The sequence below is a fragment of the Candidatus Poriferisodalis sp. genome, from assembly GCF_965198245.1.
Classification (GTDB): domain Bacteria; phylum Actinomycetota; class Acidimicrobiia; order Acidimicrobiales; family Poriferisodalaceae; genus Poriferisodalis.
Genome location: NZ_OZ240249.1, coordinates 2103224 through 2115371 on the forward strand (window position 1 = coordinate 2103224; position 12148 = coordinate 2115371).

Consider the following 12148-nt stretch of genomic DNA (forward strand, 5'->3'; position numbering starts at 1 on the left):
GGATGATTGCGCTGCGCCGGGGCATCACAGCGCGCACGCAGGGGGAGTTGACTCATGCGGTTCGGGTTCTTGAGTGAGGGAACGACACCGCGGGGGATGACGCATCATCACCGGCTGCACGAGGTCATCCGCGAGGCGGAGCTGTGCGAGGAGATGGGGTGGGACTTCTGGGGAACCTCTGAGCAGCACTTTGCCCCTGGTGCCACGATCGCTGCGCCCGAGACGCTCTACGGCGCAGTCGCGATGCGCACGAGCCGGATCAAGCTCCGATTCATGTCGATCCTGATGCTGAAGTTCAACCACCCGATCAAGGTGGCGAATCACTTGGCGACAGTCGACATCCTGTCTCACGGTCGAGTCGAGCTGTGCACGGCTCGATCAAACAACGTCAAGACGCTGGATCCGTTCGAGGTCGACCCTTCCGACACCCGGGCTCAGTGGCGCGAAGGCCTCGAAGTGACAGTGAAGGCGCTCACGGAGTTCCCGATGGAGCACCACGGCGAGTTCTACAAGATCCCGCCGATCGAGGTGACCCCGCGGCTCTACCGCGAGGAGCTCTTTCCGATCTGGGTGGTCACCATCAGTCCCGAGACACACACGATTGCGGGAAACATGGGCCTTGGGGCCATTACCAACGACTCGTACTTGGGCTGGGATTACCTCGAAGGGCTCATTGGGCTGTACCGCGACGCTTGCAAGACACCTGAGCCGATTGCGAAGTACCCGGTCAACACGTCGCTCTGCTTCTGCCCTCTCACGAGTCATTGTGCTGCAACTCGGGAAGCGGCCGTCGAGGAATCCCGCCACGACGTGATCAGGTTCTTCCGCAGCACGTATGACATGTACGACCAGCTGGATCAGCGGTCGGGCTTCGAGGGCATCAACGAGATCCGCAAGATGAAGGAACACGAAAACGATCCCCTGGCCCTTGGAGAGTTCACCCCGACGATCATGATCGGCACGCCCGACGACCTTGTCGAGCGAATCAAGCGTCTCGAGGCGATGGGTGTCGACGAGATCGTCTTGCGTATCGACGATCTCGGCGTCTCACAGCACCTGAAGGCGATCGAGCTCATCGGCAAGTACGTGATACCGGAGTTCCGCGGACCCAACGCCATCAGACGACAATCGATGTGGGGCGACTACGGCGTGGAGAAGCCTCGGTTCTTGACCTGATGGTCGTGGGAACATGACGAGACCAAGAATCTCATCCGATCACAAGGGGGAATGATTGATGGCTGGCAAGGTCATAGTTTCAGAAGCACTCATCGAGGCCCATCCGGTTCCTGAGCTCATCCGATCGGGGGCTTTCTCCGTAGCGGTGCGAGCCGGACCGTCCATCTACATCTCGGGTTCCATCGCGAACGACTTGAGCAAAGGAATGGGCGGGCAGACCGAGGAGATCTTCGACTACATGAGCCTCGCGCTGAGCGAGGAAGGCTTCTCGATGGCCGATGTCGTCAAGTTGCAGGCGTTCATCACCGACATCGAGCAGTACGGCGAGTACAGCGCAGCTCGCAAGAAGTACTTCCCGACGGACCCGCCCGCAAGCACGACCGTGATCGCTGGGATCGTCATTCCCGGGGCGCTCATCGAGATCGAAGTGGTCGCTTACAAGGAGTAGGCAACCCCGGAATGCCTCGGCCGGCAGGCTCCGGCTGAAGGTCCGCTCAGTCGTGGGCGCGTCGCAGGATGTGCTCGACGATCTGGGGGCCGTGGGTGAACTGCAGAAAATGACCGGCGTCGGGTAACACGTCGATCGGTGCGTTCATCTGCTGGGCCCATGTGCGGCCCCACTCCTCGTTGAAGCCTTCGTCTTGGGCACCCCACACAAAGTGGGTGGCCTTATTCCAGCCCAGCAGCACCCGGTAGTGCAGGGCCTGCCCGGCGCCGTTGCCGCTGTCGTGGTCGCCGACGGGAATGGACAGCGGGAACCAGCGGGCGCCGTTGAATCCTTCTTCGGACAAACCGCGGAAGGGCGCGCAGAACCCCGCGTACCTCAGGGCAGCGTCGCCTTCGAGGTCCGGTTCGACGCCGGCCTTGATCGCGGGAACCACGTCGCGTGAGCGGACGACGCGGCCGGCCAGCAGGGGCACGAGCCCGATGCTCGGGCGCGGATGCGCATAGCGGCCGCCGGGACGCCAGGCGTCGATCCACCTGAGAAAGCTCTCGTCGTATTCGAACTCTGGGTGGTGGAGCCAGGTGTTCATGATGACGAGCCGGCTGAATCGCTCCGGCATCATCGCCGCCTGGGCGAGCCCGATCGGGCCGCCCCAGTCCTGGCAGACCACGGTGATGTCTGAGAGATCGAGGCCGCAGACGAGCGAGGTCAGGACCTCGGTGTGTCGGGCGATCGAGTACCAGTTCGGATCGGTCGGCTTGTCGCTGCGGCCGAAGCCGAGGTGATCGGGAGCGATGCAGCGATATCCGGCGTCGACGAGGCCCGGGATCATTGTCCGGTAGAGGTACGCCCACGTCGGCATGCCGTGCAGGAGCAGCATGACGGGTGCGTCGCTCGGCCCCTCGTCGATGTAGTGGACGCGCAGGTCCTTCCACTGGTGGTACCGGGGCTCGTAGTTCCAGTCGCTGAGTGCGTCGAAGTGCGCGTCGTCGGTGCGAACGAAATCAGTCACGGTCATCCCCCTGGGATTTGTCGGAACCGGCGAACAATGCCAGCTTCGGCTGCGGGTCAGCGCAGCTCGAGTGCCATTCGCTGTTCCATCGGGACGCCGTGGCTGTGGGGGATGGGTGCGACGGTCTGTGCCAGCGCCTCGAACCCGAAGGCCTCGTAGAACTTGACGGCTGGGTTGTCGGACAGCACATCGAGGTGGACCACCCGGTACCCCTCGTCGGTGGCACGTTCGATGGCGTCCTTCATCAGTGCGGCGCCGATGCCCTGGCGATGGCGGTCAGGCCGGACCGCCAGCGCATGGATGTAGTAGGCGCTTGAGGGGATGACGACGTTGAGGTAGCTGGCGAGGTAGGAGCGTCGGCCGATCTCGGCAAGCTCGTCGTGCGTGACCACGCCGTCGTCGAGCATCGGCTGCCACAGTGGCCGCAGGGTCTTCTTGCGACGGTCGAACTCCGGACCGGAGAACCCGATCTCGATGCCCAGCAGATCGTCGCCGTCGAGGGCGAGCATGGTCTCGTCGAAGCCATAGAGCGTGCCTCTGGCGAGCCACGAGTCGCCCAGCAGGCGGTCCAACGCCGTGCGGGAGCCAAATTGGTAGTCATAGGTCGACGGTCCGGTGGCGTAGACCAGCTCCACGACCTCGTCGGTGAACTGCGCAGCCCGGTCGTGGTCAACGTTGACGATGTCCATCGGTACCCCCAAGGTCGCACGTTGCCGTCAACCCTCGACGCTAGCCCCGCCCCGATTCCGCGTCAGCGGCGACGATTGCGGCCGCTGTGGCTGACCGGCCGAGCGGTAGTTTCTAGGGAAATCGCTCGATGTGCGGGCGAGAGACGATGAGACGTGTTGCCATGAGCATGACCGCCACTCGTTCGCTCCGCAGGACCCCGGCCACAGCCGGGCTCGAGCCCATCCTCGGGGCGCTGCGTGACGACGGAGGCGTGATTGTCGAGGGGATGTTCGGAGCCGAACACATTGCCCAGATACGTGCCGCTGCCGACGAATTCGCCGAGGGTGTCGAGCCAGGAGGTGCGACACAGGGACTCGGCGAAGACGGTAAGCGGTTCGTTGGGGCGAACACGATCCGCTTTTCGAGCCTGGCCCGGCTCTCGCCGGCGTTCTTCGACATTCTCGACAACGAGCTGTATGCAGCGATCGCCGATGCGATGCTGCTGCCTGTCTGCGGCTCGTACTGGCTGAACACGGCGCAGGTGATGTACATCGGGCCGGGGGAGCCGTCCCAGATGCTGCACCGCGACGCAAACAACTGGTGGGCGTTCGTGAAGGCGACATGGCCGAATTCCCCGGAGGTCACCGTCAGCGCCATGATCGGTCTCGATGAGATCACCGAGGAACTCGGCGCGACCCGGGTGGTGCCGGGCAGCCATCGGCAGGCCGAGCTTGCTCGCTATGAGGAGCACCCCTCGGTGCCGGCTGAGCTTGGGCCCGGCGACGCGCTGGTCTACTCGGGATATGTGCTCCACGGGGGCGGAGCCAATCTCACGGCCGACCAGTGGCGCCGGGCGATGCACGTCAGCTTCGTAGCTGGCTGGCTGACCCCTGAGGAAGCCAGTCCGTTGGACTTCAGCCTCGGCGAGCTGTCCGGGTGCAGCGAGCGTGTCCAGCGGCTGCTCGGGCACCGCTCCTACGACCCTCGCCCGTTCAACGGGGGTGGCCTCTGGCTGCGTCACGTCCGCGAGATGCAGGACGTGGTGACCCAGGACGGCAACCCAGCCTGAGCCGACCGTCCTCGGGCGACACGTGAGCCGCGATCTAGTTGGACGACTCGTCGTGCTCGGCGTCTCCCTCGGTGCCGTGCTCGTCGCTGCCTGATTCGGGATGGGCGCTCCAGGCGTCGAATTGCTCACCGTCCGCGGGGAGGGTGATCTGGGCTGACTCACCGGGTTGCAGGTCGTCTGGGGTGGTAGGTCCGAGTTCGACTCCGTTGGACAGGTGGACTTCGACGCGGACTCGGTCGAGGACAGCGTCGGTTGTGTTGGTGACGGTCCCCACGAAGGCATCTTGGTCGGCGTCGTAGCGAAGGACGAGTCGGGCACCCCTACGGCTCTCGTCGTGCGTCTCGTCCTTGGCGTAGCGGGTGCCGGATTCCTCGTCGCCTTCAGCGCTCTCTGCAGCCGACGAGCCGGGGCAGGGAGTGACCTCTGGGTGGAGGCTGTACGTGTCGCCGGGCATTGCATCAAATCCCAAGACCACCGTGCGAGCCTGACCGGGCGCCCAGTCGACATCGACGGTTGGGCCGAGTTCGAGGGTCGAACCGCTGCGGCCGACATGGATCTCAAGGCGACCGCCGCAGATCAGCTGGCTCGTCCTGTTGGTCATCACGCCCGTGAACGCCTTGGCGGTCGGGTCAAAGACGATATTCAGATCGAAGCCGTTGATGTTGGCCACCGCGGGCTGATCGATCGATAAGCCGAGGCCTTCGTTCTCTTCGCCGCCCTCGCTGCCTTCGTGGCCGCCTTCGCCGCCTTCGGACCCGCCTTCGCCGCCCTCGTCGCCTTCGAATGAACCGTGTACGGGCGTGTTGTTGCAGGTAAATGTTTCTGTCTCTACGGACCAGGTCGCGAATGATCCAGAATCCGCCGTCAGAGTGAAGGTGGCCCTCTCGCGAACCTCCAGCGACGGGATCACCAGGCTCTGAGAATTGGCTTTGTCGCCGTCAAGTATCACTTTGATCCTTGAATCGCAGAGTCCTTCGGAGGCTTCGTTCTTGACCCGACCCAAGAATGACCCGCTGGCGCCGTCATAGGAAAGAGCGAACTCGAGGCCGTTGAGCTTGTCGGCGTAGTAGTCGTCGGCCTGCACCTCCGGGCCTGAGAAGACCCCGCGGCTGATCTCGCTGGTGGTCAGATACGTAGCCGACGCAGGGGCAGAACCGCCCTCGGCACCGTCTTCACGGGCGGCGATGGTGTTTGCGTCCTCCGAGCCGCCGTGCTCGCCGGAGGATTCGCCGCCGGCGTGTTCGCCTTCGGCTTCGTTGTCGCCTGCGCAGGCGGCGAGCAGCAGGCCCAAGCACAGGGCCAACGTGGCGACAACAGAACATTTGCGATTGGTCATGAGTGAAGAACTCCTTGGTTTCGATCGCGGAAGCGGCCTTATCGAGACGCATGGTCGCTCCCGAATCCTGAGAGACCGGTAAGAACGACCGCCTGTCTCCTCAGTTTTCTCTCAGCTTCCTCTAGGCATATCTCGGCCAAGATGGGCACGTGCGTGTTCTGCTGGTTGAGGACGAAGTCAACTTGGCGGAAGTGATCCGCGACGGTCTGGCAGAGCACGGAATGAATGCAGACGTCGAGCATGATGGCGCTGCGGGTCTGTGGCGGGCTCGCGAAGGCAGCTACGACGTGATTGTGCTGGACATCATGCTGCCTGGCCTCAACGGTTATCTGATCTGTCGGACACTGCGCGAAGAAGGCGACTGGACACCGATCCTGATGCTGACCGCGAAAGACGGCGAGTGGGACGAAGCCGAGGCGCTCGACACCGGTGCAGACGATTTCCTGGCGAAGCCGTTCTCGTTCGTCGTGCTGCTGGCCCGTCTGCGGGCTCTCGCCCGCCGGCCGCCGACTCCCCGGCCGGTGGTGCTGGAGGTGGGGGACCTGGTGTTCGATCCGGCGACTGTCTCAGTTCGGCGTCAGGGTCACGAGATCGGCCTGAGCCGGACCGAGCTGGGAGTGCTGGAAGTGTTGATGCGCGCCGGCGGGGCACCCGTATCGAAACGGGAGATCTTCGCCAGGGTGTGGGGATTCGACACTGACGTGGACCCCAAGATCGTCGAGGTGTACATCGGGTACTTGCGTCGCAAACTCGATGAGCCCTTCGGAGTCAGGACGATCACCAACCAGCGGGGCGTCGGATATCGGATAGTCGAGCCGGCAACATGAGGCTCCCGAGGCTCGGCTCTGTCCAGGTTCGGACCACGTTGGCGGCAACGGTGGCGACCGCGCTCGTGCTGGTGACGGCCTCGATAGTGATCGTGCAACTCGTGGAGCGGAACCTTGCCAACAATGCATGGGCTGCACTGGGCGATGCACTGGAGTCGGCTTCGCATGCGGCCAGCGGCGAAGGGTCCAGCGAAAGCGACGGCGCAGAGGGTGGCGCAGGCGGTGCAGCCCACGACGACGGCGCACCCATGGCCGAGCGGGATGCCGATGGCTCTGCTGGCGACCCAGAGCAAGCCTCAAGCAGCGATCTGCGAAACGAGCAACTTGCTGAGGCATCAATCCAAGAGGTTCAGGACGGCGTCGACGCCGTGGCAGATGCGCTGAAGATCATCGTGCCGGTTGTCGTGCTGCTCCTCGGCGCCGCGACCTGGGTCACTGTCGGGCGGACGTTGCGACCCGTGCGCGACATTTCCCGCCGCGTCGCAGCGATCAGCGGGTCGACACTTGATGAACGAGTACCGGAACCCAGCGGCGACGACGAGATAGCAGAGCTGGCTGGATTGATGAACGAGATGCTGGACCGGCTCGAGTCCGCCGCCGAACGCCAGCGAGCGTTCGTGGCAGACGCCAGTCACGAACTCAGATCACCACTGGCGACCATCGTCGCCGTGTCGGAGATTGCCCAGATCAGCAGCGATCCCCGGCGGCTCGCTGCGCTGGCCCCGAAGATCGAGACCGAGGCCCTGCGAATGCAGGGTTTGGCAGCAGACCTGCTGGACTTGGCTCGACTCGACGCACAGCGCGATGACCGGGATTTCTCGACTGTCGATCTCTCGGCGGTGTGCAGGGAGGTCGCGAGCCGGCTGGACGATGCCGATATCGACATCGCTGTCTCCTCCAATGTGTCCGCTCTGGCACTTGGCAACAGCACACAGATCGAACGTGCGGTATTCAACGTCGTGGAGAACGCCGCCTGCCACGCCGCGAGTCGGGTGCAGATCACCACGATGAGCTCCGCGGACGCCGTGCGGGCAACCGTCGAGGATGACGGGGCTGGCATCGCCGCAGCCGACCAAGAGCGGGTGTTTGACCGGTTCGTACGTCTCGACGAGTCCCGGCAGCGTGACTCAGGCGGCGCCGGTATCGGACTGTCGTTGGTCAAAGCAATCGTCGATCGGCATTCCGGAACGGTCGAGATCGGCGAATCGGCTGCTCTGGGCGGTGCTGCGGTGCTCCTGGAGTTGCCCCGGGCCGCAGAGACGGAACTCGACGGCGCTCAGACGGCAGGTCGAACTGAGGCTTGACTGCGCCAGCGAGGCCTGAACAACCCCGCAGCGTGCAGGTAGCGTGCGCCGTCGGCGCTGTAGCGCGCCATTCAGGACTCGACGAGGCAAGGCTCGTCCGGCAGACAGGAGCACCCGATGGACTTCCTGAAGATGAACGAACCTGTGATCAAGGAGTTCCGCGAGAACGAGGGCAACTGCAGCGGCTGGCTCAAAGGTGCGCCGATGATCCTCGTCACGATGACGGGCGCAAAGACCGGCCGTGAGCTGTGCTCGCCGCTCGTGTACTCGACCGACGGCGACGACATCGTGGTCATCGCCTCCAAGGGTGGCGCTGCTGAGAATCCGCTGTGGTACTACAACCTCGTCGCCAACCCGACGGTCACGCTCGAGGTGGGCACTGACACGTGGGAAGCCACCGCTCACCTCACCGAGGGCGATGAGCGCAAGCGGCTCTTCGACGCTCAAGCAGCGCTCATGCCGCAGTTCGCCGAGTACGAGAAGAGCGCCGGCGAGCACGGCCGCGAGATCCCCGTCTTCCGCCTCGTCCGCGACTAACCCGCCTGCGGTCGACGACAACCCCGGCGACTACGACATTCGCAGGCACGATGCCGGGACGGGCGATGTCATCGTGCACAACTGGATGAGATGCATGCTCCCGCGGTTGCGGTTGAGCTGCGACGGTTCGGCCACGACGTTCTCGCCGTCAAGGAGCGTGGCGAGTTGACAGGGCTGCCGGATGTCGAATTGCTGCTCGCTGCGACCTCAGACGGGCGCGCGATCGTCACCGAGAACGTCAAGGACTTCGCCGCTCTTCACAAGTCGATCATCGCCACCGGGCAACGGCACTCGGGTGTGGTCTTCACTCATTCGCGCCGGTTTCCTCGTTGGGCTGGCGATCATGTGCCGACCCTGATCGATGCCCTCGACCAGTTTCTTGCCGAGCAGGGCGGCGCTCTCGATGACGTGGAGTCGCTCGTGTGGTGGCTCGAACGAGCGCAGCGTTGAGGTGCCCGATCGGCAGCAGCTCGTCAATACCGTTGGCATGCTGTGCCGGTGACGATGCCGTCGTTGAGGTTCGTGGTGAAGGCGCTGTCGACCGAGGGCGTAGCGCCGAGCGAGTTCGCTCGGACGATGGCGCCACATCCGCTGATGTACCAGGAACTGCCTCACGATCCTGAGTACCAGCTCTACAACGACCGGCTGACGCCGGTGCGCTTCGCCGACGTGACGGCCGACGAGATGTACTGGAAGGTGCGCCGCGAGGTGGTCTTGCGGCACACGGGCGAGATGCCGATCGAGTTCGTCGGCACCGACGCCGAGCGGCTGGCGAACCGTGTCTTCCCTCGGGACGTGTGCAAGGTGCGGGTCGGGCGGTGCAGCTACCAGTTCGCCTGCTATCACGATGGCGGCATGATCAACGACGGCGTCATGCTGCGACTGGCCGACGACCGCTTCTGGATGGCCCAGGCCGACGGAGATCTCTACAGCTGGTACCGGGCCCACGCGGCGGATCTCGACGTGGAGGTTCGTGATCCTGACGTGTGGGTGAGCCAAGTTCAGGGGCCGCATTCGCTGGAGGTGCTCGCCGCGGTCGTCGATGGCGATCCGCCCGATCCGTTCCGCTACTTCGACATCGCCGAGGTGTCCATTGCGGGCCAGCCAGTCACGATCACCCGCTCGGGCTTCACCAACGAGCTCGGCTGGGAGTTCTACCTCGGACCCGACATCGACCGTGAAGCTGTCGGCGACCGCATACTCGAGGTCGGCCGGCCGTTCGGAATGATCATCACCTCGGCGCAGGTGTTCCGGGCCCGCCGCATCGAGGCAGGGCTGCTCAACGCCGGCTCCGACTTCGACCGCACCGTCACCCCATTCGAAGCGGGGCTCGGTGGATTCGTCGAATTCGGCAAGGACGATTTCATCGGCAAAGCCGCGCTGGAGCGGGCCGACCGTGCATGCCGCACGTGGGGGCTGCGTACCGAGGGCGGCATCGCGCAGCTCGGCCGGGCCATCAGCCGCGATGATGTGCCGATCGGTCAACTTTGCTCGACCGCCTGGTCGCCGTACCTGCAGTGCGGTGTCGCCATCGTCCGCATGGACGATCCAGCCGACGGACCGGGCACTCAGCTCGATGTCGAGTCCTACGACGGCATGATGCTGCGGGGAGAGCTGTGCACGCTGCCGATGTACGACCCCGACCGCCTCATCCCACGAGGCCGCCTCATCGACATCCCCGACCGAATCGAGTAGCTGTCACACCTCATTTCTACTGTGAGTTCATGGATGCTCATCGGAGGGACCTATCTACGAATGGGGTGCAGCTCAGTCTGAGCCCACTCCTGCGTATGCGCGCCCCGGGTGCGCGCACGGGTCACACTGAGTCGATGGAGCTCGGTTCCGCCATCTCGCTGTTCTCCGGTGCCGGAGGGCTGGATCTCGGTGTCGAGGAGGCCGGGTTCCGTACCGCCGTCGCGGTCGAGTGGGATGCAGACGCAGCAGACACCATGGAGAAGAACGCGGATACGCATTTCCCGGGCCTCCAAGAGGTCATCCGCGCCGACTTGCACCCGCTTGCGACGGGACGGGACACAGGTGTGACGACAGGGGAGATATTGCGTGCGGGTGGATTCGCTCCTGGGGAGCGACCCGATCTGCTCGTCGGTGGGCCGCCGTGCGTTGCCTTCTCAAAGTCCGGCTTCTGGCTCGACTGGAAGCGCGACGGTGTCGATCCCGCTGCGAGTCTCTTGCAGGCGTTCACAGCAGTGCTCGCGCAAGCGCAGCCACGCTTCTTCATCCTCGAGAACGTCTACGCGCTCACCTTCAACAACAAGGCCAGCCGTCCCGCATTCGAACGGCTTCGTAGAGAGATCGGCGACGCGGGCTATGACTACCACTGCGAGGTGCTGAACGCTGCCGACTATGGCGTCCCGCAGTCCCGCCCTCGACTGTTCGTCGTCGGTGCTCGCAAGGGCGAAGCCACCCCTGAACTTCCTGCGCCCACCCACCATGGAGACTGGGAGCGACGCAAGACGATTGGCGGTCCGTTGCCTCACGTGACGGTAGGTGAGGCACTGGCAGGCCTCGTCACCGCGCCCGAATCCGAAGAAGTGGTTAGAGGACGCTGGGGCCACCTTCTCGACGAGATTCCGCCAGGGGGCAACTATCTGTATTTCACAGCGAAGCGAGGGCATCCCGATCCAGTCTTTGAGTGGCGCTCGCGTTTCTGGTCCTTCCTGCTCAAACTGGACCCGGGGCGCCCGTCACCGACGATCCAGGCCCAGCCGGGACCCAATGTGGGTCCATTTCACTGGGAGAACAGGCGGTTGCGAGTGCCCGAGCTGAAGAGGCTGTTCACCTTCCCGGACGACTTCGAGTTCGTAGGCAAGCGTGCCTCGATCCAGTCCCAAGTCGGCAATGCAGTGCCTCCACTGCTGGCAAGACAGGTTGCTGCAGGAATCGCGGCGGTGGCTTGACGTCGAGTTCGGCGTTCAGCGGCTCGAGCGCACCTGCACGGGAACCTGCACACTTGTGTGGTGGACTCCCCGCTGCTGACCTGGCTCCGCAAACAGACTCTCGACTGGCGCCCATCCATCGTCGGTGTGTTTCGTGAAGATGCGGCCCACGGCAGCTGGCCGCTCACAGCGCGGTCACCCGGCCACCTTCGCAAGCAGCTGACAGATCTCGGCCACTTGTTGCCGTTGCCCAGTGAGCCGGCTGCACTTGCCAATGTCATGGAAATCGAGCTTCGACAGCACCTGACGCGCCAGGTACAGGAGCTGTCGGGAGCACACATCGAAGAGGGCACGCAGCGGTCGTACCCAGATCTTGAGTTCTTCGGGGAGCCATTCGGGGAAGGGACGCGAGCCGTCGACATCAAGTGCGCTCGACGGAAACTGTCCGCGTCGGGAGCGCCCACGGGCAGTCTGAACAACCGAATCGCGCTCTACACAGGCAACACCTACTTCTTGTGGCCTCAGCTCAAGTTCTCTGGCATCTTGCGTCCCTTCGACGAGTACTCGGAACATGTGTCAGTTGTGGTGCTCTACACCTACGACGCGTCACTTCTGGAGCGCATCAAGGACGTGAACGTCGCTGTCCACGAGACATGGCGCATCGCCTCCCGGAGGAGAGCGTCGGCCACGCGGGAGTACATCGGATCGGTGTCGAGAATCGATGACATCGAGAACGGCGCAGGCGAGTTCCCCTCTGCTGATGACTTCTACGCGCATTGGCGGGCACCGAACATTGGTTGGAAGAAGTCCCCAGAAGCGGAACGGTTACTTCGCCAAGCGCTGGAAGCACACGACACCTAGTCGCTGTGGACACAA

Annotated in this window: 13 protein-coding genes; 10 read left to right on the forward strand and 3 right to left on the reverse strand. The window is 64.0% G+C overall.

Translation table 11 applies throughout. The features are described from left to right. Positions 1 to 54: 54 nt before the first annotated feature. The gene (locus tag ACOCMM_RS09715; RefSeq protein ID WP_419552954.1) at positions 55 to 1176 is read left to right on the forward strand and encodes an LLM class flavin-dependent oxidoreductase; all 1122 of its coding nucleotides are present in this window, start codon (positions 55 to 57) and stop codon (positions 1174 to 1176) included. A gap of 58 nt (positions 1177 to 1234) precedes the next feature. Beyond that, positions 1235 to 1624 (forward strand): RidA family protein, encoded by a 390-nt coding sequence (locus ACOCMM_RS09720; RefSeq protein WP_419552955.1) that lies wholly within the window; start codon positions 1235 to 1237, stop codon positions 1622 to 1624. A 46-nt stretch (positions 1625 to 1670) separates the two neighbouring features. On the opposite strand, the gene ACOCMM_RS09725 is transcribed toward ACOCMM_RS09720, so the two are convergent. Next, the gene (locus ACOCMM_RS09725; protein WP_419552956.1) at positions 1671 to 2633 is read right to left on the reverse strand and encodes an alpha/beta fold hydrolase; all 963 of its coding nucleotides are present in this window, start codon (positions 2631 to 2633) and stop codon (positions 1671 to 1673) included. A 56-nt stretch (positions 2634 to 2689) separates the two neighbouring features. Next, positions 2690 to 3322 carry a GNAT family N-acetyltransferase gene (locus ACOCMM_RS09730; protein WP_419552957.1) on the reverse strand — a complete coding sequence of 211 codons (633 nt, stop codon included), beginning with the start codon at positions 3320 to 3322 and terminating at the stop codon, positions 2690 to 2692. A 161-nt stretch (positions 3323 to 3483) separates the two neighbouring features. Between ACOCMM_RS09730 and ACOCMM_RS09735 the strand changes: the two genes are divergently transcribed. After that, positions 3484 to 4371 carry a phytanoyl-CoA dioxygenase family protein gene (locus tag ACOCMM_RS09735; RefSeq protein WP_419552958.1) on the forward strand — a complete coding sequence of 296 codons (888 nt, stop codon included), beginning with the start codon at positions 3484 to 3486 and terminating at the stop codon, positions 4369 to 4371. 34 nt (positions 4372 to 4405) lie between these two features. Here ACOCMM_RS09735 and ACOCMM_RS09740 read toward each other — a convergent pair whose 3' ends face one another. Next, positions 4406 to 5707 carry a hypothetical protein gene (locus tag ACOCMM_RS09740; RefSeq protein WP_419552959.1) on the reverse strand — a complete coding sequence of 434 codons (1302 nt, stop codon included), beginning with the start codon at positions 5705 to 5707 and terminating at the stop codon, positions 4406 to 4408. 149 nt (positions 5708 to 5856) lie between these two features. Between ACOCMM_RS09740 and ACOCMM_RS09745 the strand changes: the two genes are divergently transcribed. The 7 genes from ACOCMM_RS09745 (at position 5857) to ACOCMM_RS09775 (ending at position 12133) form a co-directional block, all read left to right on the forward strand. Beyond that, positions 5857 to 6534, forward strand: a complete 678-nt coding sequence (locus ACOCMM_RS09745) for a response regulator transcription factor (RefSeq protein WP_419552960.1) — start codon at positions 5857 to 5859, stop codon at positions 6532 to 6534. 50 nt (positions 6535 to 6584) lie between these two features. Then, on the forward strand, positions 6585 to 7838 hold the full coding sequence (locus tag ACOCMM_RS09750) for a sensor histidine kinase (RefSeq protein WP_419552961.1): 1254 nt from the start codon (positions 6585 to 6587) through the stop codon (positions 7836 to 7838). Positions 7839 to 7955: 117 nt separating this feature from the next. Further along, positions 7956 to 8375: a nitroreductase/quinone reductase family protein gene (locus tag ACOCMM_RS09755; RefSeq protein ID WP_419552962.1), complete on the forward strand. Its 420-nt coding sequence runs from the start codon at positions 7956 to 7958 to the stop codon at positions 8373 to 8375. A 90-nt stretch (positions 8376 to 8465) separates the two neighbouring features. Continuing rightward, positions 8466 to 8825, forward strand: coding sequence for a DUF5615 family PIN-like protein (locus ACOCMM_RS09760; RefSeq protein WP_419552963.1), 360 nt, complete (start codon positions 8466 to 8468; stop codon positions 8823 to 8825). A 54-nt stretch (positions 8826 to 8879) separates the two neighbouring features. Next, a complete protein-coding gene (locus tag ACOCMM_RS09765; protein WP_419554858.1) occupies positions 8880 to 10070 on the forward strand; it encodes an aminomethyltransferase family protein in 1191 nt (396 codons plus the stop codon). A gap of 134 nt (positions 10071 to 10204) precedes the next feature. Beyond that, positions 10205 to 11293: a DNA cytosine methyltransferase gene (locus ACOCMM_RS09770; RefSeq protein ID WP_419552964.1), complete on the forward strand. Its 1089-nt coding sequence runs from the start codon at positions 10205 to 10207 to the stop codon at positions 11291 to 11293. Positions 11294 to 11353: 60 nt separating this feature from the next. Next, positions 11354 to 12133 carry a type II restriction endonuclease gene (locus tag ACOCMM_RS09775; protein WP_419552965.1) on the forward strand — a complete coding sequence of 260 codons (780 nt, stop codon included), beginning with the start codon at positions 11354 to 11356 and terminating at the stop codon, positions 12131 to 12133. Positions 12134 to 12148: the final 15 nt, after the last annotated feature.

What these genes read in the sequence shown, in the direction of transcription:
- ACOCMM_RS09730 (WP_419552957.1), bottom strand. Translation starts at nt 3,322, where the DNA reads ATGGACATCGTCAACGTTGACCACGACCGGGCTGCGCAGTTCACCGAC.
- ACOCMM_RS09770 (WP_419552964.1), top strand. Translation starts at nt 10,205, where the DNA reads ATGGAGCTCGGTTCCGCCATCTCGCTGTTCTCCGGTGCCGGAGGGCTG.
- ACOCMM_RS09765 (WP_419554858.1), top strand. Translation starts at nt 8,880, where the DNA reads ATGCCGTCGTTGAGGTTCGTGGTGAAGGCGCTGTCGACCGAGGGCGTA.
- ACOCMM_RS09755 (WP_419552962.1), top strand. Translation starts at nt 7,956, where the DNA reads ATGGACTTCCTGAAGATGAACGAACCTGTGATCAAGGAGTTCCGCGAG.
- ACOCMM_RS09735 (WP_419552958.1), top strand. Translation starts at nt 3,484, where the DNA reads ATGAGCATGACCGCCACTCGTTCGCTCCGCAGGACCCCGGCCACAGCC.
- ACOCMM_RS09740 (WP_419552959.1), bottom strand. Translation starts at nt 5,707, where the DNA reads ATGACCAATCGCAAATGTTCTGTTGTCGCCACGTTGGCCCTGTGCTTG.
- ACOCMM_RS09720 (WP_419552955.1), top strand. Translation starts at nt 1,235, where the DNA reads ATGGCTGGCAAGGTCATAGTTTCAGAAGCACTCATCGAGGCCCATCCG.
- ACOCMM_RS09715 (WP_419552954.1), top strand. Translation starts at nt 55, where the DNA reads ATGCGGTTCGGGTTCTTGAGTGAGGGAACGACACCGCGGGGGATGACG.
- ACOCMM_RS09760 (WP_419552963.1), top strand. Translation starts at nt 8,466, where the DNA reads ATGCATGCTCCCGCGGTTGCGGTTGAGCTGCGACGGTTCGGCCACGAC.